21 protein-coding genes are annotated in these 21699 nt (G+C 65.8%); 9 read left to right on the forward strand and 12 right to left on the reverse strand.

The window, feature by feature from the left end:
• Positions 1–2: 2 nt before the first annotated feature.
• The 11 genes from sugE to OKW39_RS06560 form a co-directional block, all read right to left on the reverse strand.
• Positions 3–323 (reverse strand): quaternary ammonium compound efflux SMR transporter SugE, encoded by a 321-nt coding sequence (sugE, locus tag OKW39_RS06510; RefSeq protein WP_090805648.1) that lies wholly within the window; start codon positions 321–323, stop codon positions 3–5.
• A gap of 104 nt (positions 324–427) precedes the next feature.
• Positions 428–1126, reverse strand: a complete 699-nt coding sequence (gene kdpE, locus OKW39_RS06515) for a two-component system response regulator KdpE (protein ID WP_090803733.1) — start codon at positions 1124–1126, stop codon at positions 428–430.
• Complete coding sequence (locus OKW39_RS06520; protein ID WP_090803731.1) at positions 1119–4013, reverse strand: DUF4118 domain-containing protein; 2895 nt, start codon at positions 4011–4013, stop codon at positions 1119–1121. Before OKW39_RS06520 ends, kdpE begins: the two co-directional genes overlap by 8 nt.
• A 152-nt stretch (positions 4014–4165) precedes the next feature.
• The gene (gene kdpC, locus OKW39_RS06525; protein ID WP_429361969.1) at positions 4166–4744 is read right to left on the reverse strand and encodes a potassium-transporting ATPase subunit KdpC; all 579 of its coding nucleotides are present in this window, start codon (positions 4742–4744) and stop codon (positions 4166–4168) included.
• A 39-nt stretch (positions 4745–4783) separates the two neighbouring features.
• The gene (gene kdpB / locus OKW39_RS06530; protein WP_429562293.1) at positions 4784–6895 is read right to left on the reverse strand and encodes a potassium-transporting ATPase subunit KdpB; all 2112 of its coding nucleotides are present in this window, start codon (positions 6893–6895) and stop codon (positions 4784–4786) included.
• A gap of 91 nt (positions 6896–6986) precedes the next feature.
• Positions 6987–8792, reverse strand: coding sequence for a potassium-transporting ATPase subunit KdpA (kdpA, locus tag OKW39_RS06535; RefSeq protein ID WP_429562294.1), 1806 nt, complete (start codon positions 8790–8792; stop codon positions 6987–6989).
• The gene (kdpF, locus tag OKW39_RS06540; RefSeq protein WP_013088901.1) at positions 8789–8881 is read right to left on the reverse strand and encodes a K(+)-transporting ATPase subunit F; all 93 of its coding nucleotides are present in this window, start codon (positions 8879–8881) and stop codon (positions 8789–8791) included. Before kdpF ends, kdpA begins: the two co-directional genes overlap by 4 nt.
• Positions 8881–8991: a hypothetical protein gene (locus OKW39_RS06545; protein ID WP_018419977.1), complete on the reverse strand. Its 111-nt coding sequence runs from the start codon at positions 8989–8991 to the stop codon at positions 8881–8883. Before OKW39_RS06545 ends, kdpF begins: the two co-directional genes overlap by 1 nt.
• Positions 8992–9172: 181 nt before the next feature.
• A complete protein-coding gene (locus OKW39_RS06550; RefSeq protein WP_429336021.1) occupies positions 9173–10147 on the reverse strand; it encodes a quinone oxidoreductase family protein in 975 nt (324 codons plus the stop codon).
• Between the two features lie 53 nt (positions 10148–10200).
• Positions 10201–10590 (reverse strand): methylglyoxal synthase, encoded by a 390-nt coding sequence (locus OKW39_RS06555; protein ID WP_013088898.1) that lies wholly within the window; start codon positions 10588–10590, stop codon positions 10201–10203.
• A gap of 101 nt (positions 10591–10691) precedes the next feature.
• A complete protein-coding gene (locus tag OKW39_RS06560; protein ID WP_090803723.1) occupies positions 10692–11471 on the reverse strand; it encodes an SDR family oxidoreductase in 780 nt (259 codons plus the stop codon).
• A gap of 216 nt (positions 11472–11687) precedes the next feature.
• Between OKW39_RS06560 and upp the strand changes: the two genes are divergently transcribed.
• The 9 genes from upp (at position 11688) to rng (ending at position 20357) form a co-directional block, all read left to right on the forward strand.
• Entirely contained in the window at positions 11688–12338 is a 651-nt protein-coding gene (gene upp, locus OKW39_RS06565) for a uracil phosphoribosyltransferase (RefSeq protein ID WP_062126416.1), read from the forward strand.
• A 596-nt stretch (positions 12339–12934) separates the two neighbouring features.
• Positions 12935–13663, forward strand: coding sequence for a YebC/PmpR family DNA-binding transcriptional regulator (locus tag OKW39_RS06570; RefSeq protein WP_018419973.1), 729 nt, complete (start codon positions 12935–12937; stop codon positions 13661–13663).
• 104 nt (positions 13664–13767) lie between these two features.
• Positions 13768–15051 (forward strand): phosphoribosylamine--glycine ligase, encoded by a 1284-nt coding sequence (gene purD / locus OKW39_RS06575; RefSeq protein ID WP_090803721.1) that lies wholly within the window; start codon positions 13768–13770, stop codon positions 15049–15051.
• A gap of 292 nt (positions 15052–15343) precedes the next feature.
• Complete coding sequence (gene hemF / locus OKW39_RS06580; RefSeq protein WP_429562295.1) at positions 15344–16267, forward strand: oxygen-dependent coproporphyrinogen oxidase; 924 nt, start codon at positions 15344–15346, stop codon at positions 16265–16267.
• 43 nt (positions 16268–16310) lie between these two features.
• Complete coding sequence (locus tag OKW39_RS06585) at positions 16311–17033, forward strand: nicotinate-nucleotide adenylyltransferase (RefSeq protein WP_221307877.1); 723 nt, start codon at positions 16311–16313, stop codon at positions 17031–17033.
• 4 nt (positions 17034–17037) lie between these two features.
• Positions 17038–17487: a ribosome silencing factor gene (rsfS, locus tag OKW39_RS06590; RefSeq protein ID WP_187610991.1), complete on the forward strand. Its 450-nt coding sequence runs from the start codon at positions 17038–17040 to the stop codon at positions 17485–17487.
• Positions 17488–17523: 36 nt separating this feature from the next.
• A complete protein-coding gene (gene rlmH / locus OKW39_RS06595) occupies positions 17524–17994 on the forward strand; it encodes a 23S rRNA (pseudouridine(1915)-N(3))-methyltransferase RlmH (protein ID WP_008919684.1) in 471 nt (156 codons plus the stop codon).
• Between the two features lie 254 nt (positions 17995–18248).
• Entirely contained in the window at positions 18249–18878 is a 630-nt protein-coding gene (locus OKW39_RS06600; protein WP_429336019.1) for a Maf family protein, read from the forward strand.
• Positions 18879–18887: 9 nt separating this feature from the next.
• Entirely contained in the window at positions 18888–20357 is a 1470-nt protein-coding gene (gene rng / locus OKW39_RS06605; RefSeq protein ID WP_090803712.1) for a ribonuclease G, read from the forward strand.
• An 865-nt stretch (positions 20358–21222) separates the two neighbouring features.
• On the opposite strand, the gene OKW39_RS06610 is transcribed toward rng, so the two are convergent.
• Positions 21223–21654, reverse strand: a complete 432-nt coding sequence (locus OKW39_RS06610; protein WP_429361976.1) for a PAS domain-containing protein — start codon at positions 21652–21654, stop codon at positions 21223–21225.
• Positions 21655–21699 lie beyond the last annotated feature (45 nt).

The raw sequence follows: 21699 nt of genomic DNA on the forward strand, positions 1-21699 counted from the left end.
GGTCAGTGCCCCGACGACAGCTTCAGCCCGACGAGGCCGATCACGATCAGCGACGCACTGGCGACGCGCGCGACCGTCAACGCCTCGCCCATCATCACGACGCCGAAGATGAACGCGCCGACCGCGCCGATCCCTGTCCAAACAGCATAGGCTGTGCCGAGCGGCAACTGGCGCATCGCGAGCGCGAGCAGCACGAAGCTGCCGAGCGCGGTCACGACCGTGAAGACGGACGGCCACAAGCGGGTGAAACCTTCGGAAGTTTTGAGACCGGCCGCCCACGCGACTTCGAGCAGACCGGCAATCAGGAGAAGAAACCAGGACATCGACACAGCTCCATGAAAAATGGGGCCGTCCCCGATGATTGTGATGCAGGCGCAAGGTCGTCCTTACGTCGAGAGATTATAACGAAGCGGCATCGCGGACGAACTCACACCGCACCCACCAGCCGGTAACCGACGCCCGTCTCCGTGACGATATGCTCCGGCTGCGCCGGATCGCGCTCGAGCTTGCCGCGCAGATGCGCCATGTAGATGCGCAGATAGTGGTGACTCTCGACGTGTGACGGCCCCCACACCTCGCGCAGCAACTGCCGGTGCGTGAGCACGCGGCCCGCATGGCGCACGAGCGTCGCGAGCAGCCGGTATTCGATGGGCGTCAGATGGACCGCGGCGCCGTCGCGCGTAACCTGGCGCAGCGCGAGGTCGACGGTGACCGCACCGAAGCGCACCTGCGGCGATTCGTTCGCGCCGCCGTGATTGCGCCGCCGCAGATGCGCGCGGATCCGCGCAAGCAACTCGGACACGCCGAACGGCTTGGTCAGGTAATCGTCGGCGCCGGCGTCGAGCGCGGCGACCTTTTCGCTTTCCTGGGTACGCGCCGACAGCACGATCACCGGCAGCTCGCTCCAGCCGCGCAGCTCGCGGATCACGTCGAGGCCGTCGGTGTCGGGCAGGCCCAGATCGACGATCACGAGATCGGGCTTGCGCGTCGCCGCTTCGACGAGCCCCTGCTTGCCGGTCTCGGCGTCGTACACGGCGATGCCCTCGCCTTCGAGCGCCGTGCGCACGAAGCGGCGAATCTGCTTCTCGTCTTCGATCAGAACGACGGTGATGCTCAGGTCACTCATGGGCGGGGCGGGTTAGCGGGTTGAGGTCGGCGGCGGAGTCGGTGTCGGTGGCTGCGCCTTCGTCTTCGAGCGTATCAAAAGTCTCGGGTGCGTCGGGCGGCGTCTTGACCGGCAGCGTGAACCAGAAGCGCGCGCCCTCGACGTGGCCATCCGTGGCCAGCCGGTTGAGCGCGCCGATTGTACCGCCGTGCGCCTCGACGATCGCGCGGCAGATCGCGAGCCCAAGGCCGATGCCTGGTTTCGCCGACTCCTTCTCGCCGCGCGTGAACTTCTCGAACACGCGCGCTTCCATGCCGGCGGGCAGGCCGGGGCCGTTGTCGTCGATCGTGATGCGCACGAACGGCGTGCCGTCCGCGTCGATCTGCTGCGCGCCGATCGCGAGCGGCGTGCCGGACGCCGTGTATTTGGCCGCGTTCTCGAACAAGTTCGAGAACAGGCGCTCCATCAACACCGCGTCGAGATGCAGCAGCGGCAGATCGGCGGGCAGCGTAACCCGCACCGGATGATCCGCGAGCACACGCTTGCACGCGCGCAGCGCGGCGCCGACGGTCTCCTCGAGCAGCGTCCATTGCTGGTTCAGTTGCAGGCTGCCGGCCTGCAAGCGCGCCATGTCGAGCAGATTCGTGACGATGCCGGTCATGCGCAGCGCTTCTTCGTGGATTGCGTCGACGAGTTCGTCGTCACGCCGCGCGGCGGATTGCGCGTCGGTCCGCAAAGAAGCATTCACCTCGCCTTCTGTCCGCCCCTGCCCCGCCTGCCGCCCCTGCGCGAGCATCGACGAAAACCCGACGATCGTCGTCAGCGGCGTGCGCAGATCGTGCGAAATCGCCGACAGCAGCGAATTGCGCAGCCGCTCCGACTCCATGTTGACGAGCGCATCGCGCGCGATATCGACGTAGTGCACCCGTTCGAGAGCGAGCGCGATCTGCGCGGCGAACGCATCGAGCATGCGGCGCTGTTCGGGCACGGTCAGCTCGCGCTCGTCACGCACGACCACCGCGAGCACGCCGCGCGTGCGCATCGGCGCCTTCAGCGGCAGATACAGCGCCGCGGCGGCCGGCAGCGTATCGGTGCCGTGGCCGGCCGGCTTCTGCTGATCGTAGACCCATTGGCCGACGTCGAGATCGAGCGCGTCGCCTTCGAGCGTGATCGCCGCGTCGGGGTCCTCGATCTTCTGTTTGATCTGGTCGGCGCTGTCGGGCAGCAGGATCGCCACACGCGCGCCGAACACCTCGCTCACGTGCCGGGTGCCGATGCCGACGATCTGCTCGGTCGCGAGCGCCGCGGCGAGCTCGCGCGCCATCTCGTACATCGCGCCGGTGCGCTGCTCGCGGCGTCGCGCGACGCTCGCCTCGTGGCGCAGGCTCGAAGTTAGATGGCTGATCACGAGCGAGGTCAGCAGCATGCCGAAGAACGTCAGCAGGTATTGCGTGTCGGAGACCGACAGCGACATGCGCGGCGGTACGAAGAAGAAATCGAACGCGGCGACGCTCGCGAACGACAGCACGACACCCGGCCCGCGCCCGAGCTTCACCGCGGTGAAGATCACGCCGAGCAGATACAGCATCACGAGGTTGGTCAGATCGATGCGGACGATCAACCGGCTCGACAGCAACGTGATCGCCGCGCCGATCGCGAGCGCGAACGCGTACGCGCGCGGCGGCGAGCGACGCTCGCGGGCCGCGCTCAACGCCTCGCGCCACGCGTTCGCGGTCGTGTTCAACAGCCGCCGCTGCTCGCCGCCGTCGCGCTCCGACGACACGCGAATCAGCGTGAGATCGAGATCGCCGCTCTTCTCGGCGATGCGCTCGCCCAGCGGCCGGCGCAGCCAGCGGCTCGCGCCCGTGCGCGACGATGCGCCCGCCACCAGCTTCGATACGTTGCGCGCCTGCGCGTAACCGATCAGCGCGTCGAGCGCATCGCTGGCGGCGAGCGTCGCGGTTTCCGCGCCGAGCTCGGCGGCGAGCTTCAGCGCGTTCAGCGTGCGTTCGCGGCGCGCGTCGGGCAGGCGCTGCAACGCGGGCGTTTCGACATAGACCGCGAGCCAGTCGGCCCTCAGGCTCGCGGCGAGGCGCGCCGCCGAGCGCACCAGCGCCGGCGCCTCCGGACCGGGACCGACGCACACCAGCAGCCGCTCGCGCGCCTGCCAGATACGCTGGATCGACCGATCGGCGCGGTACTCGCGCATCTGCGCGTCGACCCGATCGGCGGTGCGGCGCAGCGCGAGTTCGCGCAGCGCGATCAGGTTGCCCTTGCGAAAGAAGTTGCGCACCGCGCGCTCCGCCTGCTGCGCCATGTAGACCTTGCCGTCGCGCATGCGGTCGAGCAGTTCCTCGGCCGGCAGATCGACGAGCGTGACTTCGTCGGCATGATCGAACACGCGATCGGGCACGGTCTCCCACACCCGGATGCCGGTGATCTGGCCGACCACGTCGTTCAGGCTCTCCAGATGCTGCACGTTGACGGTCGTATAAACGTCGATGCCGGCGTCGAGCAGTTCGTAGACGTCCTGCCAGCGTTTCAGATGACGCGCGCCCTGCAGGTTCGAATGCGCGAGTTCGTCGACGAGGATCAGTTGCGGCTTGCGCGCAAGCGCGGCGTCGAGATCGAACTCGCCGAGCTTGCGGCCGCGATACTCGATCTGCGCGAGCGGCAGCACGTCGAGCCCCGCGAGCAACGCGGCGGTTTCGCTGCGCCCGTGCGTTTCGGCGATGCCGACCAGCACGTCGACCCCTTCTTGCTGGCGGCGGCTCGCGGCCTGCAGCATCGCATAGGTCTTGCCGACGCCGGCCGACGCGCCGAAGAAAACCTTCAGCCGGCCGCGCTGGCGTTTTTCTTCGTCGCGCTGCAGCTTGTCGAGCAGTTGGTCAGGATCGGGGCGGTTCATGCTCAGTGGTTTTGATAGTCGTACGAGCGGCGGTGTCTGCATGGTGGCACGGCCCGCGCCGGCCCGCAAATGGCGGCGCGGCGCCACGCGAAACGCCGCTGTTTCAGCAATGAACCGCAATTGCGGCTGGTGCGTCGTCGATGCGTTCAGTGTCAGCCGCGCTTCATTTCATCGAGCGCGAGATTGAGCTTCAGCACATTCACGCGCGGCTCGCCGAGCACGCCGAACTGGCGCCCCGTCGTGTAGCGCTCGACGAGCGCCTGCACGTCGTTCGGCGCGAGGTGACGGGCCTGCGCGACCCGCTCGAGCTGATACGCGGCCGCGGCCGGACTGATCTCCGGATCGAGCCCGCTGCCCGACGACGTGACCAGATCGACCGGCACCGGCTTCGACATGTCGGTGCCCGCCGCCTTCAGCGCCGCGAGACGGCCCTTGATCTCGTCGAGCAGCGCGGGGTTGTTCGGCCCGAGGTTCGAGCCGCCCGAGCTTTGCGGGTTGTACGGCATCGGGCTCGTCGCCGACAGCCGGCCCCAGAAGTACTGGGGCGCGTCAAACTGCTGGCCGATCAGCTGTGAGCCGACCACCTTGCCGTTCTGCTCGATGAGGCTGCCGTTGGCCTGTTCGTGGAACACCGCCTGACCGAACGCGGTCATCACGGCGGGATAGGCGAGTCCTGTGATCGCGGTCAGCACCGCGAAGATCACGATCAGCGGACGGAACAGATTTTTCATGATGGGTCTCTTTCCCTTTTCATCACATGGTCACTGCGCTCAAACCCAGCCGAACGCGGCGAGCACCATATCGATCAGCTTGATGCCGATGAACGGCGCGATGATCCCGCCAAGGCCATAGATCAGCAGATTGCGGCGCAGCAGGATCGCAGCGCCTAGCGCGCGATAGCGCACGCCCTTCAGCGCCAGCGGAATCAGCAGCACGATGATCAGCGCGTTGAAGATCACCGCCGACATGATTGCCGAGGTCGGCGTCGCGAGATGCATCACGTTCAGCGCGTTCAACGCCGGATACGTCGACGCGAACGCGGCCGGGATGATCGCGAAGTACTTGGCGAGGTCGTTGGCGATCGAGAATGTGGTCAACGACCCGCGCGTCATCAGCATCTGCTTGCCGATCTCGACGATCTCGATCAGCTTGGTCGGATTCGAATCGAGGTCGACCATATTGCCGGCCTCTTTTGCCGCCTGCGTGCCGGTGTTCATCGCGACCGCGACGTCGGCCTGCGCGAGCGCGGGCGCGTCGTTGGTGCCGTCGCCGGTCATCGCGACCAGACGCCCTTCGGCCTGATGCGCGCGAATCGTCGCGAGCTTCGTTTCGGGTGTCGCCTCGGCAAGGAAGTCGTCGACGCCCGCTTCGGCCGCGATCGCGGCGGCGGTCAGGCGGTTGTCGCCCGTCACCATCACGGTCTTGATACCCATCTTGCGCAGCTCGGCGAAGCGCTCCTTGATGCCGCCCTTCACGACGTCCTTCAACTCGATCACGCCGAGCACGCGCGCGCCCTGCTCGCCTTTCTCGGCGACCACCAGCGGTGTGCTGCCGCGTCGCGCGACATCGGCGACCGCGTTGCTGACTTCATTCGGGAAACGGCCGCCGTTCGCTTCGACATAGTGCTTGACCGCATCGGCCGCGCCCTTGCGGATTTCACGGTTCGGCGCCCCGGAGGAAGTCCCCTGGGGGAAGAGATCGACGCCGCTCATGCGGGTCTGCGCCGTGAACGCGAGAAACACCGCATGCAGCGAGGCCATATCGCGCTGACGGATATTGAAGCGCTGCTTCGCGAGCACGACGATGCTGCGGCCTTCCGGCGTTTCGTCGGCGAGCGACGACAGCTGCGCGGCATCGGCAAGCGCCTCTTCGGTCAGACCTGGCGCGGGCAGAAACTGCGACGCCTGGCGGTTGCCGAGCGTGATCGTGCCGGTCTTGTCGAGCAGCAGCACGTCGACGTCGCCGGCCGCTTCGACGGCACGGCCCGAGGTCGCGATCACGTTCGCCTGCATCATGCGGCTCATCCCGGCCACGCCGATCGCCGACAACAGGCCGCCGATCGTCGTCGGGATCAGACACACGAGCAGCGCGGCGAGCGCGGTGATCGTCACCACGTGGCCCGCTTTCGCGGCTTCGACGGAGAACATCGAGAACGGCAGCAGCGTCGCGGTGGCGAGCAGCATCACGATGGTCAGCGCGACGAGCAGGATGGTGAGCGCGATTTCGTTCGGCGTCTTCTGACGCTTCGCGCCTTCGACCATCGCGATCATGCGGTCGAGGAACGCCTCGCCCGGGTTGGCCGTGACGCGCACGACGATCCAGTCCGACAGCACCCGCGTGCCGCCCGTCACCGACGAAAAGTCGCCGCCCGACTCGCGGATCACCGGCGCCGATTCACCGGTGATCGCCGATTCGTCGACCGAAGCGACGCCCTCGATTACTTCGCCGTCGGCCGGGATCACGTCGCCGGTCTCGACCAGCACGACGTCGCCACGGCGCAGATCGGTCGCGGTCGTGATGCGGATCGGCGACTTCGGATGCGGCTCGTTGAGCTTCTTCGCCATCACGTCTCTCTTCGCGCTGCGCAGCGACGCGGCCTGCGCTTTCGAGCGGCCTTCGGCGAGCGCCTCCGCGAAGTTCGCGAACAGCACCGTGAACCACAGCCATAGCGTGACCGCGAGGATGAAGCCCGCGGGCGCCTCGGCCTGACCGCCGAGCGCGGCGATCCACAGAATGGTCGTCAGAATGCTGCCGACGTACACGCAGAACATCACCGGGTTGCGAAACTGCGTGCGCGGCGTGAGCTTTTTAAAGGAGTCCACGATCGCCGGGCGCAGCAGCGCCGGGTCGAACATGGACCGGGTAGCGTTATGTTCAGTCATTGAATCCTCGAATGTCCGTGGGCGCTTGCAGGCTTGCGGCGTGCAAGCGCCTGTTCGGTCGTTGGCTCGCGGCCTGGGTCACTGCCGTGGGTCACTGCACGCCGATCATCATCAGATGCTCGACGCCGGGACCGAGCGCGAGCGCCGGGACGTAGGTCAGCGCGCCGACCAGCAGCACCGTGCCGAGCAGCAGCACGACGAACAGCGGTCCGTGCGTCGGCAGCGTGCCGCCGGTGACGGCGATGCGCTTCTTCGCGGCGAGCGAACCGGCGATCGCGAGCACCGGCACGATCGTGCCGAAGCGGCCGAACCACATCGCGATCGCGGTGAGCCAGTTGTAGAACGGCGTATTCACCGTGAGACCCGCGAACGCGCTACCGTTGTTGTTCGCCGCCGAGCTGAACGCATAGAGGATCTCGGAGAAGCCGTGTGCGCCGGGGTTTGCGATGCCGGCCTTGCCCGCCTCGCTGAGCACCGCGATCGAGGTGCCCACCAGCACGAGCAGCGGCGTGAGCAGCACGACGATCGACACCATCTTCATCTCGTAGGCCTCGATCTTCTTGCCGACATATTCAGGAGTACGCCCGATCATCAGTCCCGCGACGAACACCGCGAGCAGCGCGAACACAAGCATCCCGTACATGCCGGAGCCGACACCGCCGAAGATCACTTCGCCGAGTTGGATCAGCAGCATCGGATACAGGCCGCCGAGCGGCGTCAACGAATCGTGCATGTTGTCGACCGCGCCGCACGAAGCCGCCGTCGTCGCGACCGTGAAGATGCCCGACTGCGCGATGCCGAAGCGCGTTTCCTTGCCCTCCGCATTGCCGCCCGCCTGCAGCGCGTTCGCCGACTGGTCGACGTTGAGCGCCGTGAACGCGGGATTGCCGCTCTGCTCGGCGCTGATCTCGCCGAACACGCAAACGCCGAACGCGATCGTCATCGCCGCGAGCACCGCGACGCCCTGCCGCCGGTCGCCGATCACGCGGCCGAACACGAGCGCGAGCGCCGCCGGGATGATCAGGATCGAAATGATCTGCACGAAGTTCGAGAACGGCGTCGGGTTTTCGTACGGATGCGCGGAGTTGCCGTTGAAGAAGCCGCCGCCGTTGGTGCCGAGCATCTTGATCGCTTCCTGCGACGCGACCGGGCCCATCGCGATGGTCTGCGTCTTCACGGGCGTGTCGAGCATCACCGGATCGCCCTTCGCGTCCTTCACCGGATTGCCTTGCGCGTCGAGCTTCGGCGCGGCGTAGGTGGTGGTCTGCAGCGTCGGCACCTCCTGATATGCCTTGAAGTTCTGGATCACGCCCTGACTCATCAGCAGTGCGGCGATGATCGCCGCCATCGGCAGCAGGACGTACATCGTCACGCGCGTGATGTCGACCCAGAAGTTGCCGATCGTCTGCGCGGTATGACGCGCGAAGCCGCGCATCAACGCGAACACGACGACGATGCCGGTCGCCGCCGACAGGAAGTTCTGCACGGTCAGGCCGAGCATTTGCGTCAGATAGCCGACGGTCTGCTCGGGCGTGTAGTCCTGCCAGTTGGTGTTGGTCACGAAGCTGACCGCGGTGTTGAAGGCGCTGTCGACCGACATCGCGCCGAACTGCTGCGGATTGCCGGGCAGCCACCCTTGCACGCGCAGCAGCACGTACAGGAACGCCGCGCCGAGCACGTTGAACGCGAGCGTGGCGACCGCGTAGTGCCTCCAGCCCATTTCCGCCGCTGGATCGACGCCCGCGATACGGTAAAGCAGCCGTTCGAGCGGCGCGCCGAAGCGCACCACGCGCGAACTGCCGTCCATCACGGCGCCGAGATAGCTCGCCATCGGCACCGCCGCGGCCAGTAGCACGACAATAAAAAGACTCGCCTGCAGGACATCGTTCGTGTTCATTCAATGTCCTCCGCGCGCAGCAGCGCATACACGAGATAGACGAACAGCAGCGCGGTGGACGCGCCGGCCAGCCACAGCATCCAGGTCATCAGCGCGCTCCTTGTCCGCGGCGCAACTGCATCAGCTTCTCGCAGCCGCCAATCAGCCCAAAGGTCAGCAAGGCAAACAGCGCCAGGCCCCCGACATACAGCACATCCATTCTCGTTCTCCATTCACGGACTTTGGATGGATAGAACGGTATGCCGATCGGCCTAAAGGGCTGGTCAAAGATCGCGGGGTACGCGTAAAAATCGCGTAAACGGACAAGGCCGTTTCATCTCGCGATGAAACGGCCCTGATGGATGACGTGTAGCGCAGCCCGAGGCCGCGCTGCCACTTCTTTACGGCAGCAGGATCGTCGACCCCGTCGTGCGGCGCCCTTCGAGGTCCGCATGTGCCTGCCCGACGTCCGGCAGCGCATAGCGCTGATTGATGCTGGTCTTGACCTTGCCCGAGCTCAGCACGTCGAACAGCTCGGCCGACATCGCCTCGTAGTCGCTGCGTTTCGCCATATAGGTGAAGAGCGTCGGTCGTGTAAAGAACAGCGAGCCGCGTCCCGCGAATTCCGACGAATCGATCGGCGGCAGCGGCCCCGACGCGTTGCCGAAGCTCACGAACAGGCCGAGCGGCGCGAGACAGTCGAGCGATTTTTCGAAGGTGTCCTTGCCGATCGAATCGTAGACGACCGGCACGCCCGCGCCGTTGGTGATCTCGCGGACGCGCTTCGTGAAGTTCTCGCGCGTATAGACGATCGCGTGATCGCAGCCGTGCGCTTTCGCGATCTCGGCTTTCTCGTCGGAACCGACCGTGCCGATCACCGTCGCGCCGAGCGCCTTCGCCCACTGGCACACGAGCAGGCCGACGCCGCCCGCTGCGGCCTGAATGAGGATCGTGTCACCGGCCTTCACGCGATACGTGCGGCGCAGCAGATATTGCGCAGTCAAGCCTTGCAGCATCGCCGACGCGGCCTGCTCGTCGCTGATCGCATCGGGCAGCTTGACGACCTGCGCGGCCTGCAGCACGCGCTCCTGCGCATACGCGCCGGGCGGCCGCGCGACATACCCGACGCGATCGCCGACCTTCAGACCGGTCACGCCCGGGCCCACCGCGCTGACCTCGCCGGCCGCTTCCATGCCGAGCCCGCCCGGCAGCGGCAGCGGATACAGACCGGTGCGGAAATACACGTCGATGTAATTGAGGCCGACCGCCGTCTGGCGAATGCGGATCTCGCCCGCGCCGGGCTCGCCCACCTCGACGTCGACCCATTTCATGACTTCGGGGCCGCCGGTTTTGTCGAAACGGATTGCCTTGACCATCACGTCTCCTTCATCTGTCATCTGTATGGATGTGGGTGCGGCGACGCGCGCGCTCACGCCTCGCCGGACAGGCGCAGCGTCAGCACGTCGAGCACCATGCGGGCGGTCGAAATGTTCGTCGCGCACGGAATGTTGTGCACGTCGCACGCGCGCACTAGCGCGTTGATGTCCGGCTCGTGCGGCTGCGGCGTCATCGGGTCGCGCAGGAAAATCACCATGTCGACGCGCCCTTCGGCGAGCTGCGCGCCGATCTGCAGGTCGCCGCCGTGCGGGCCCGACAGCATGCGCTCGACCGTCAGGCCGTGCGCGTCGCTGATGCGTCCGCCGGTCGTGCCGGTTGCGACGATCTCGCAGCGCGCGAGCGTGTCGACGTATTCGCCGGCCAGTTTGACGATGTCGTCCTTCTTGTGATCGTGCGCGATCAGCGCAATGCGGGTGCTCATGACGTAAGACTCCTCAAACCCTTGTGACTATCGTTGTTGTGATGTGACGGGTGTCGTTCGCGCGCGGCGGCTCGGTACGTGCCTGCTCGGTACGTACCAGCTCAGTACGTACCGGGATAGGCGCCGCCGTCGATCAACCAGTTCTGCCCGGTGATGTAACCCGCGTGCGTGCTGCACAGGAACGCGCAGGCGCGGCCGAATTCTTCGCGATTACCGAAGCGGCCGGCGGGGATCGTCTTCATGCGCTGCTTGCGCGCTTCGTCGATCGAAATGTTGTGCGTCTTCGCCTGCGCCTCGAACGTGACCGCGATACGGTCGGTGTCGAACAGGCCCGGCAGCAAGTTGTTGATCGTCACGCCGGTCGGCGCGACCTTGCGCGCGAGTCCCGCGACGAAACCGGTCAGGCCGGAGCGCGCGCCGTTCGACAGGCCGAGCACGTCGATCGGCGCCTTCACCGCCGAGCTCGTGATGTTGACGATGCGCCCGAAGCCGCGCGCGCTCATCGTGTCGATGGTCTGACGGATCAGCTCGATCGGCGTCAGCATGTTGGCTTCGAGCGCGCGGATCCAGTCCTCGTGCGTGAAGTTGCGGAAATCGCCCGGCGGCGGACCGCCCGCGTTGTTGACGAGAATGTCCGGCTGCGGGCAGGCCGCGAGCGCGGCCGCACGCCCTTCAGGCGTGGTGATGTCGCATGCGACGGTCTTCACCTCGACGCCGCTCTGCTTGCGGATCGCCTCGGCGGTCGCTTCGAGCGTTTCGGCGGTGCGCGCGACGATCGTCAGGTCGACGCCCTCGGCGGCGAGCGCTTCCGCGCAGCCGCGTCCCAGACCTTTGCTCGCCGCGCAAACCAGCGCGCGGCGTCCTGCGATTCCCATGTCCATGTGTATGCCCTCCTGGCGAAGTTTCCCCAGATTCTAGAAGAATCGGTGCCGGACTGTGCCGCGTCGCTACAATCTCAGGTATCGCCGGGCGGTACTCTTTCGGTAAACTCGCGCGGTGGCGCGCTTTTCCACCGTTCGTCCGACCTTCGAGCGCGGACTGAGCCAACGGATGAGCGCGCCGAACCGATCCACCTTGCCGCCGCGCGCGAGCCCGCCATGACCCAGGACAGCCGTTTCCCCAATCTCTTCATCCTCGATCACCCGCTGATCCAGCACAAGCTGTCGCACATGCGCGACCGGGACACGTCGACGCGCACGTTCCGCGAACTGCTGCGCGAAATCACGCTGCTGATGGGCTACGAAATCACCCGCAACCTGCCAATGACCACGCGCCGCATCACCACGCCGCTCGTCGAGATCGACGCGCCGGTGATCGCCGGCAAGAAGCTCGCGATCGTGCCGGTGCTGCGCGCGGGCGTCGGCATGTCGGACGGCCTGCTCGAGCTGGTGCCGTCGGCGCGCGTCGGCCATATCGGCGTGTATCGCGCGGAGGATCATCGGCCGGTCGAATACCTGGTGCGGCTGCCGGACCTCGAAGACCGCGTGTTCATCCTCTGCGATCCGATGGTCGCGACCGGCTACTCGGCCGTGCACGCGGTCGATGTGCTCAAGCGCCGCAACGTGGCGGCCGAGAACATCATGTTCCTCGCGCTCGTCGCCGCGCCTGAGGGCGTGCAGGTGTTCCAGGACGCGCACCCGGACGTCAAGCTGTTCGTCGCGTCGCTCGATTCGCATCTGAACGAGCATGCGTACATCGTGCCGGGCCTGGGCGACGCGGGCGACCGGTTGTTCGGTACGAAGAACTGACGCGCCGGGGGCCAGCGGGGGTGGTTTGGCGATGCCGCCGCCCCGGAACCGGCCCCGCTTTCGCCCGCATCCGGCCCTCCCGGCGACACATCCGCACCGCCTCCATTCATTTTCGCGTCGATTTCATTGCATTTGCGGCCGGTTTCGCGGCGCGGCCCCCTCTGCCGCACCCTCGCGGCATGATAAAATTCGAATCCGCTCGACGGAGCGGCTCGACCCGCACGATCACTCGCACCACCGCCTGCAATTTCGACTGGCGCCCCGCGCTTTCGCATCAGGTCATGCGGCGCCTGGCCGCACAAGCTGCCCCGCTCCACCGCGCTGCGGCCCTGCGGCTCCGCCTGGCCGGCCGATCATGCACGAACCGGCACGAACGCCCACCGGCGGGCAAGCGCGGAACGACGCGCGGGAACGGCCAGGCTGAGATCGGCGGCACAGGTGGCCGCCTCGACGGGCCAACACGAGCGACAAGCACGAGCGGCCGGCAGCCTTTCACCTGACGGATTGACATCGAGGCGCAACACGCGAGGCGCCCGACATCGCAACGACAATTGCACTATGCGTGCGCCCCGCTGGCGCGCGCGACGGAGAAAAGTATGGCGGGTCATTCGAAATGGGCCAACATCAAGCATAAGAAAGCAGCGGCCGATGCCAAGCGCGGCAAGGTCTGGACGCGGCTCATCAAGGAAATCCAGGTTGCGGCCCGTCTGGGCGGCGGCGAAATCGACTCGAACCCGCGTCTGCGGCTCGCGGTCGACAAGGCGTACGACGCCAACATGCCGAAAGACAACATCAACCGCGCGATCCAGCGCGGTGTCGGCGGCGCGGACGGCGCGAACTACGAGGAAATCCGCTACGAAGGCTATGGCATCGGCGGCGCGGCGGTGATCGTCGACACGATGACCGACAACCGCACCCGCACGGTCGCGGAAGTGCGCCACGCGTTCTCGAAGAACGGCGGCAACATGGGCACCGACGGCTCGGTGTCGTTCATGTTCGATCACGTCGGCCAGTTCCTGTTCGCTCCCGGCACCGCCGAAGACGCGCTGATGGAAGCCGCGCTCGAAGCGGGCGCCGACGACGTCGTGACGAACGAGGACGGCAGTATCGAAGTGCTGTGCCCGCCGAACGATTTTTCGAAAGTGAAGGCTGCACTCGAAACGGCGGGCTTCAAGGCCGAACTGGCCGAAGTCACGATGAAGCCGCAGACCGAAGTCGAATTCACCGGCGACGATGCCGTGAAAATGCAGAAGCTGCTCGACGCGCTGGAAAATCTGGACGACGTGCAGGAAGTCTATACAAACGCGTCGATCGCCGGCGAGTGATGGCGCGCCGGGCTCTGGCATCGTTTGCCCTTGCTGTTGATGGTTTATTGCACGGCTGAGCACACCGCTCGGCCGTTTATGGTTTTCAAGTCTCGGGGATTCACATGAAGTTACTCGTCGTCGGTTCCGGCGGTCGCGAACATGCGCTGGCATGGAAGCTCGCGCAATCGCCGCGGGTCCAGCTCGTCTACGTCGCGCCGGGCAATGGCGGCACCGCTCAGGATGAGCGTCTGCTCAACCTCGACATCACCGAGCCGGCCGCGCTCGCTGATTTCGTCGAAAAAGAACAGATCGCGTTCACGCTGGTCGGGCCGGAAGCGCCGCTCGCGGCAGGCATCGTCAACCTGTTCCGCTCGCGCGGTCTGAAGATCTTCGGGCCGACCAAAGAGGCCGCCCAGCTCGAAAGCTCGAAAGATTTCGCCAAAGCGTTCATGAAGCGCCACGGCATCCCGACGGCCGAGTACGAAACCTTCGCCGACGTCGCCGCCGCGCACGCGTATCTGGACGCCAAGGGCGCGCCGATCGTGATCAAGGCCGACGGCCTCGCCGCCGGCAAGGGCGTGGTGGTCGCGCAAACGCTGCAAGAAGCGCACGCCGCGGTCGACATGATGCTGTCGGACAACAAGCTCGGCGACGCCGGCGCGCGCGTCGTGATCGAGGAGTTCCTCGCCGGCGAGGAAGCGAGCTTCATCGTGATGGTGGACGGCAAGCACGTGCTCGCGCTCGCGTCGAGCCAGGATCACAAGCGTCTGCTCGACGGCGACCAGGGCCCGAATACGGGCGGCATGGGCGCCTACTCGCCCGCGCCGATCGTCACGCCGCAGCTGCATGCGCGCGTGATGCGCGAAATCATCCTGCCGACCGTGCGCGGCATGGAGAAGGAAGGTATCCGCTACACCGGCTTCCTGTACGCGGGCCTGATGATCGACGCGCAAGGCAACCCGAAGACGCTCGAATTCAACTGCCGGATGGGCGACCCCGAAACGCAGCCGATCATGGCGCGTCTGAAAGGCGACTATTCGAAGGTGGTGGAACACGCGATCGCCGGCACGCTCGACACCGTCGAGCTCGAATGGGACCGCCGCACCGCGCTCGGTGTCGTGCTCGCCGCGCACAACTACCCGGACACGCCGAGGAAGGGCGACCGCATCAACGGCATTCCCGCCGAAGCCGCGGATTCAGTCACGTTCCACGCCGGCACCACGCTGACGGACGGCAAGCTGACCACCTCGGGCGGGCGCGTGCTGTGCGTCGTCGGTCTCGCGGATTCGGTGCGCACCGCGCAGGCGGCCGCGTACCACACGATCAACCAGATCGCGTTCGACGGCATGCAGTACCGCCGCGACATCGGCTATCGCGCGCTCAACCGCAAGCACGACGGCAAGTAAGCTTCGCTAGCGCTGGACGCCGTGCGGGCGGCGCACTGCCGGCGCCACAGGCGCCGCCGTGCGGGCACGTTACACGACGCGCGCTACACTGAATCTGTCCCGCTCGTCGCGGCAGACGGGCCCGGAGCCCGCGAATCGACTGAAGCGGCAAGCCGCCTCTGATGTTCGCCTCCGGCAACCAGGTAATCCGAACCAGCGGTCCAGGTTCGCAGACACCCGGCGCCAACGCGGCCATCGCTTTCTTTCGAAGAACCCGCGGCACGACGAGCGTGCCGCCCCAGCACCTGCATTCATGAGCAATTCGAGCTACGACGCACAAGCCGTGCGCAGCTGGCTGCAAGGCCTGCAATCGCATATCGCGGACACGCTCGGCGCCTTCGACGGCTCCGCGTTCGCTACCGACGCGTGGCAGCGCGCGCCCGGCGAGAAGCTGCGCGGCGGCGGCGTCACGCGGATTCTCGAAGGCGGCCAGTTCTTCGAGCGCGCCGGCATCGGCTTCTCGGACGTCGCGGGCGACGCGCTGCCGGGCTCGGCAAGCGCCGCGCGGCCGCAACTGGCCGGGCGCGGCTTCGAGGCGATGGGCGTGTCGCTCGTGCTGCATCCGCACAATCCGCACTGCCCGACCGTGCACATGAACGTGCGCCTGCTCATCGCGACGAGGGAAGGCGAAGAACCGGTGTTCTGGTTCGGCGGCGGCATGGACCTGACGCCCTACTACGGCTACGAAGAGGACGCCCGGCAGTTCCATCAGGTGTGTCGCGACGCGCTCGCGCCGTACGGCGCGGACCTGTACCCGCGCTTCAAGCGCTGGTGCGACGAGTACTTCTTCCTGAAGCACCGCAACGAGCCGCGCGGCATTGGCGGAATTTTCTTCGACGATTTCTCGGCGCCGGGCTTCGAGCAATCGTTCGCGATGCTCAAAAGCGTCGGCGAAGGCTTTCTCGAGGCGTACCTGCCGATCATCGAGCGGCGCCGCGACACGCCGTACGGCGAAGCCGAGCGCGCGTTCCAGGCTTACCGGCGCGGCCGCTACGTCGAGTTCAATCTGGTCTTCGACCGTGGCACACTGTTTGGGCTGCAGAGCGGCGGACGCACCGAATCGATCTTGATGTCGATGCCGCCTGTGGCGAACTGGCGCTACGACTGGCAGCCCGAGCGGGGCACGCCGGAAGCGCGTTTGTACAGCGATTTCCTCGTGCCGCGCGAGTGGGTGTGACGCGCCACCTGTCTCGCTTACGGTCACGACAAAGGACCCTCACCTGAAGCCAAACGCTCACCCTGTCGCCCTGCCTCGCCGGATCGGTCTGCTGGGCGGCACTTTCGACCCGATCCACGACGGCCACCTCGCGCTCGCGCGGCGGTTCGCCGACGTGCTGCGGCTGACCGAACTGGTGCTGCTGCCGGCCGGCCAGCCGTGGCAGAAAGCCGACGTGTCGCCCGCCGAACATCGGCTCGCGATGACGCGCGCGGCGGCCGCGTCGCTCGCGATCCCCGGCGTGACGGTACGCGTCGCGACCGACGAAATCGAGCACGATGGCGCGACCTACACGGTCGAGACGCTGCAATGCTGGCGCGAGCGCGAAGGCGACGACGCATCGATCACCCTGCTGATCGGCGCGGATCAACTGGTGCATCTCGACACATGGCGCGACTGGCGGCGCCTGTTCGAGCTCGCGCATATCGGCGCGGCCACGCGGCCCGGCTTCGACCTCGCGTCGGTCGCCCCCGCGGTCGCCAAGGAAATCGCCGCGCGCCGTGCGCGCGCCGACGTGCTGCAGGCCACACCCTGCGGCCATCTGCTGATCGACACGACGCTCGCGTTCAACGTATCGGCCACCGACATTCGCGCGCATCTGCGCGAGCAGGTCAACCAGCGGCTCGCCCACGCGGGTGCGGGCGGCACAAGCCAGGATCGGGCCGCGAGTCACGTCCCCGCCGCGGTGTGGGACTATATTCTTCAACATCATCTGTACCACCGGTAACTCCATGGATATTCGCAAACTGCAACGCGTAATCGTCGACTCTCTCGAAGACGTCAAGGCGCAAGACATCAAAGTGTTCAACACCAGCCACCTGACCTCGCTGTTCGATCGCGTGATCGTCGCGAGCGGCACGTCGAACCGGCAAACCAAGGCGCTCGCGTCGAGCGTGCGCGAAGGCGTGAAGGAAGCCGGCGGCGAGATCATCAGCACCGAGGGCGAGGATATCGGCGAATGGGTGCTGGTCGATTGCGGCGACGCGATCGTGCACATCCTGCAGCCGGCGCTGCGCCAGTACTACAACCTCGAGGAAATCTGGGGCGACAAGCCGGTGCGCATCAAGCTGTCGACGCCGAATCCGTTCGGCGGCGCGCGCGCAAGCGAGCCCGACGACGAGGAAGACGAGGAAGCGCCGGCCGCGAAGCCCGCGCGCAAGACCACGGCGCGCCGCAAGTAAGCGGGCCGTCTCGGCCAGAGCGCTACTGTCCTCGCGATGAAACTGCATATCCTCGCCGTCGGCCACAAGATGCCGGACTGGATCGCGACCGGCTTCGACGAATACGCGAAACGCATGCCGCCGGAGTTGCGCATCGAACTGCGCGAGATCAAACCGGAGCAGCGCTCGTCGGGCCGTTCGGCCGAAAGCGTGATGGCCGCCGAACGGCAGAAGATCGAAGCCGCGTTGCCGAAGAACGCACGCATCGTCGCGCTCGACGAACGCGGCAAGGACTGGACTACGATGCAGCTCGCGGGCGCGTTGCCGGGCTGGCAGCAAGACGGCCGCGACGTGGCCTTTCTGATCGGCGGCGCGGACGGGCTCGATCCCGAGCTGAAGGCGCGCGCCGATATGATGCTGCGCGTGTCGAGCCTCACGCTGCCGCACGCGATGGTGCGCGTGCTGCTGGCCGAACAGCTTTATCGGGCGTGGACCATCACGCAAAATCATCCGTATCATCGCGCGTAGGTACTGGAGCCTCGCGCGGCGACGCCTGGCAACGATTCGTTGCTGCTGACGCGTCGCGGGCGCTCAGCTCCATACGCTTGAGCGCATTGTCGCCGCTTCATGCGATGATGCGCCCGACGCGCTGTCCATCGATGCCGCTAGTGGATGCTGCGCATCGATCGGATCACCGGGTCAACCTCGCCCGCTCACTCTTCCACGCCCACCCGCGCTCACCACCCCGCGCCATCCGTTTCCCGCTCCATCGAGACCCGTTCATGCCCACGCCCTCCGCTTCGCTGCATCCGTTCGTCTACCTCGCCTCGCAAAGTCCGCGCCGCCAGGAGCTGCTGCAACAGCTCGGCGTGCGTTTCGAATTGCTGCTGCCGCGCCCCGATGAAGACGCCGAAGCGCTCGAAGCCGAACGGCCCGGCGAACACGCGCGCGACTACGTGCAGCGCGTGTGCATCGCGAAGGCGCAGGCGGCCCGCGCGCGGCTCCTCGACGGCGGTCACGAGGTGCGGCCGATACTCGTCGCCGACACCACCGTCACGATCGACGACGCGATTCTCGGCAAGCCCATCGATGCCGGCGATGCGGTCGCCATGCTCACACGTCTCGCGGGCCGCTCGCACGAAGTGCTGACCGCGCTCGCCGTGATCGATGCCAACGGCGCGCTGCTGCCCGCGGCGTTGTCGGTCTCGAAGGTGCGTTTTGCTGCAGTGCACGCAGACGCGTTGCGTCGCTACGCGGCGAGCGGTGAGCCGCTCGGCAAGGCGGGGGCGTATGGCGTGCAGGGACGCGCGGCGGAGTTTATCGAGCATATAGACGGGTCCTATTCGGGTATTATGGGTTTGCCGCTTTTTGAAACCGCTGCCCTCCTGCGTGCAGCGCGCATCGACTTCTAGAACAACACCATGAATGAAGAAATCCTGATCAATGTCACGCCGCAGGAAACGCGCGTCGCGCTCGTTCAACAGGGCGCCGTCCAGGAACTTCATGTCGAACGAACGCTGTCGCGCGGCCGCGTCGGCAATGTCTATCTCGGCAAGGTCGTGCGCGTGCTGCCCGGCATGCAATCGGCGTTCATCGACATCGGCCTCGAACGCGCCGCGTTTCTTCATGTCGCCGACATCTGGCATCCGCGCATCGCCGGCGAAGCGCAACATCAAACACCGCATCAGCCGATCGAAAAGATCGTCTTCGAAGGTCAGACGCTGATGGTGCAGGTCGTCAAGGATCCGATCGGCACCAAGGGCGCGCGGCTGTCCACGCAAGTGAGCATCGCCGGGCGCACGCTCGTGTATCTGCCGCAGGAGCCGCACATCGGCATCTCGCAGAAAATCGAAAGCGAAGCCGAGCGCGAGGCCGTGCGTGCGCGTCTGACCGCCGTGCTGCCCGCCGACGAGAAAGGCGGCTACATCGTGCGCACGATCGCCGAGGATGCGACGAGCGAAGAGCTTGCAGCCGACGTCGCGTATCTGCGCAAGACGTGGGCGACGATTCTGTCGCAGGCCCAGCGCATGCCGCCCACCAGCCTGCTCTACCAGGATCTGAATCTCGCGCAGCGCGTGCTGCGCGATTTCGTCAACGATGACACATCGCGCATCCAGGTCGATTCGCGCGAGACGCATCAGATGCTCGCCGATTTCGCGGCCGAGTTCACACCGGCGGTATCGTCGAAGCTGCACCACTACACCGGCGAGCGGCCGCTGTTCGATCTGTACAACATCGAGGCCGAGATTCAGCGCGCACTATCGCGTCGCGTGGATCTGAAGTCGGGCGGCTACCTCGTGATCGACCAGACCGAGGCGATGACGACGATCGATGTGAACACCGGCGGCTACGTCGGCGCGCGCAACTTCGACGACACGATCTTCAAGACCAACCTCGAAGCCGCGCATACCATCGCGCGGCAACTGCGGCTAAGGAATCTTGGCGGCGTGATCATCATCGATTTCATCGATATGGAAAACGTCGAGCATCGCGACCAGGTGCTAGGCGAATTGAAGAAGGCGTTGTCGCGCGATCGCACGCGGGTGACCGTCAATGGCTTCTCGCAACTCGGGCTCGTCGAGATGACGCGCAAGCGTACGCGTGAGTCGCTCGCGCATGTGCTGTGCGAGCCTTGCCCGATTTGCCAGGGCAAGGGGCAAGTGAAGACTGCGCGCACGGTGTGCTATGACGTGTTGCGGGAGATTTTGCGCGAGTCGCGGCAGTTCAATCCGCGCGAGTTTCGCGTGGTCGCTTCGCAGCAGGTGATCGATCTGTTTCTCGAGGAAGAGTCGCAGCATCTGGCAATGCTGATCGATTTCATCGGCAAGCCGGTGTCGTTGCAGGTGGAGTCGAATTTGAGTCAGGAGCAGTACGACATTGTGTTGATGTAAACCTTTCTAGCCTTATCCAGAAAGGCTTTCCGTCCATAAATCGCGTCAAAGAAGGAAGCTGGTACCCATCTAGGTACCCATTTGGGCCTTGGTAGCGCGCTAAGTGACGCCTAATTACGTATCGGCCCGCCATGCTGCCGCCGCATCAACCCCGCGCTGAGGATGATCTCCGCCTCGCTTGTGGATATTCGGGCAGCGCTGCGGCACCTATGGTGAGCGCCATGCGCATTCACAACACGAACCGCATAGTCGCTGCGGTTTCGATGGCTGGTCATTCCCACTGCATTGTATTGTCTTTCTTGTGGAAATCGCCCATATCTGCATCTGCGTTTGATAAGCACACCTACTACAGGTGGCCGACCGATGGTGGCATCACGCCCGAGCAGGCGATGGCAATGCTATCGGTCATGCGAAGTGCGTTCGCGTCGTAGAAGTCATGCGCCGCTAGCAACGCGGCCGCCTCGACGGTCTCAGTTCGTCGGCCACTACCGGTCACTCGACGACATCCCCAAGATCGTCGACGATCCCCACGGACCCGGGACATCATCTCGGCTCATTCCTTTAGGGTGGAACGATTCTGACGCGCTGCGCCTGATCAGATCTACCTTGGCTCCGTTGCGTGCCGCACCTACGACGGCGTTCGTGCTGGCCGCGCGTACTGCGTCAGTGCATGCACGGGACGACCTCGATCTGGTCAGGCAATTATCCAATCCGATTGCGGCCCAGACTTTCTCTATGTCGCAAGGCTCGCCGGGACATCCTCGGACCGTGCTTACGCGCTTGCGCCGCTGGCTGCGGCAACGCCCGTCATCCCGGCTGCGATAGCGGTAGACGCGGAACGGGAGTGGCTCATTCACACGGCGTCTCACGCGCCTTGGGACGCCTCCAGCTCCGCAAGACGTTTGCGTAGCACGCGATCCTGCTGGAAGCGGGTGGTTTCGTCGCGGATCACTGCGACGATGCCGGTGAGTCCATTTTGCTGCGAATGCAGCAACGCGACTGTAAAGGCGATCGACATTGACCGTCCGTCTTTGTGCACAGCGGGGACGCGCAGCACATCATTGCCGTAACGCGTTTCGCCCGTTGCCATGGTCTTGTGATAGCCATCCCAATGGCGGCCGCGCATGCGTTCCGGAATGATCAGGTCCAGCGACTTTCCCAGCGCCTCGCTCTGCGTAAATCCGAACATGCGTTCGGCCGCGGGGTTCCAGAAAGTGATGCTGCCACCGGAATTGGAGATGATGATGGCGTCGCCGATTGCGTTGGCAAGTTGCTGGAAGTCGATGGCAGTTTGCACGGCGTTCCTCCAAAGCGAATGGGTATACTTAAATCGGATGCGGCG

Source organism: Paraburkholderia sp. MM6662-R1 (genome assembly GCF_050436245.1).
GTDB classification, from domain to species: Bacteria; Pseudomonadota; Gammaproteobacteria; order Burkholderiales; family Burkholderiaceae; genus Paraburkholderia; species Paraburkholderia tuberum.

Excerpts from the sequence above, each read along its gene's own strand:
- sugE (WP_090805648.1), bottom strand. The coding sequence starts at position 323 with ATGTCCTGGTTTCTTCTCCTGATTGCCGGTCTGCTCGAAGTCGCGTGG.
- rng (WP_090803712.1), top strand. The coding sequence starts at position 18,888 with ATGAATGAAGAAATCCTGATCAATGTCACGCCGCAGGAAACGCGCGTC.
- kdpC (WP_429361969.1), bottom strand. The coding sequence starts at position 4,744 with ATGAAAAATCTGTTCCGTCCGCTGATCGTGATCTTCGCGGTGCTGACC.
- upp (WP_062126416.1), top strand. The coding sequence starts at position 11,688 with ATGACCCAGGACAGCCGTTTCCCCAATCTCTTCATCCTCGATCACCCG.
- kdpF (WP_013088901.1), bottom strand. The coding sequence starts at position 8,881 with ATGACCTGGATGCTGTGGCTGGCCGGCGCGTCCACCGCGCTGCTGTTC.
- OKW39_RS06600 (WP_429336019.1), top strand. The coding sequence starts at position 18,249 with ATGCCCACGCCCTCCGCTTCGCTGCATCCGTTCGTCTACCTCGCCTCG.
- OKW39_RS06555 (WP_013088898.1), bottom strand. The coding sequence starts at position 10,590 with ATGAGCACCCGCATTGCGCTGATCGCGCACGATCACAAGAAGGACGAC.
- OKW39_RS06545 (WP_018419977.1), bottom strand. The coding sequence starts at position 8,991 with ATGGATGTGCTGTATGTCGGGGGCCTGGCGCTGTTTGCCTTGCTGACC.
- rlmH (WP_008919684.1), top strand. The coding sequence starts at position 17,524 with ATGAAACTGCATATCCTCGCCGTCGGCCACAAGATGCCGGACTGGATC.
- purD (WP_090803721.1), top strand. The coding sequence starts at position 13,768 with ATGAAGTTACTCGTCGTCGGTTCCGGCGGTCGCGAACATGCGCTGGCA.
- hemF (WP_429562295.1), top strand. The coding sequence starts at position 15,344 with ATGAGCAATTCGAGCTACGACGCACAAGCCGTGCGCAGCTGGCTGCAA.
- rsfS (WP_187610991.1), top strand. The coding sequence starts at position 17,038 with ATGGATATTCGCAAACTGCAACGCGTAATCGTCGACTCTCTCGAAGAC.
- OKW39_RS06560 (WP_090803723.1), bottom strand. The coding sequence starts at position 11,471 with ATGGACATGGGAATCGCAGGACGCCGCGCGCTGGTTTGCGCGGCGAGC.
- kdpE (WP_090803733.1), bottom strand. The coding sequence starts at position 1,126 with ATGAGTGACCTGAGCATCACCGTCGTTCTGATCGAAGACGAGAAGCAG.
- OKW39_RS06570 (WP_018419973.1), top strand. The coding sequence starts at position 12,935 with ATGGCGGGTCATTCGAAATGGGCCAACATCAAGCATAAGAAAGCAGCG.
- OKW39_RS06550 (WP_429336021.1), bottom strand. The coding sequence starts at position 10,147 with ATGGTCAAGGCAATCCGTTTCGACAAAACCGGCGGCCCCGAAGTCATG.
- OKW39_RS06520 (WP_090803731.1), bottom strand. The coding sequence starts at position 4,013 with ATGAACCGCCCCGATCCTGACCAACTGCTCGACAAGCTGCAGCGCGAC.
- kdpB (WP_429562293.1), bottom strand. The coding sequence starts at position 6,895 with ATGACTGAACATAACGCTACCCGGTCCATGTTCGACCCGGCGCTGCTG.
- kdpA (WP_429562294.1), bottom strand. The coding sequence starts at position 8,792 with ATGAACACGAACGATGTCCTGCAGGCGAGTCTTTTTATTGTCGTGCTA.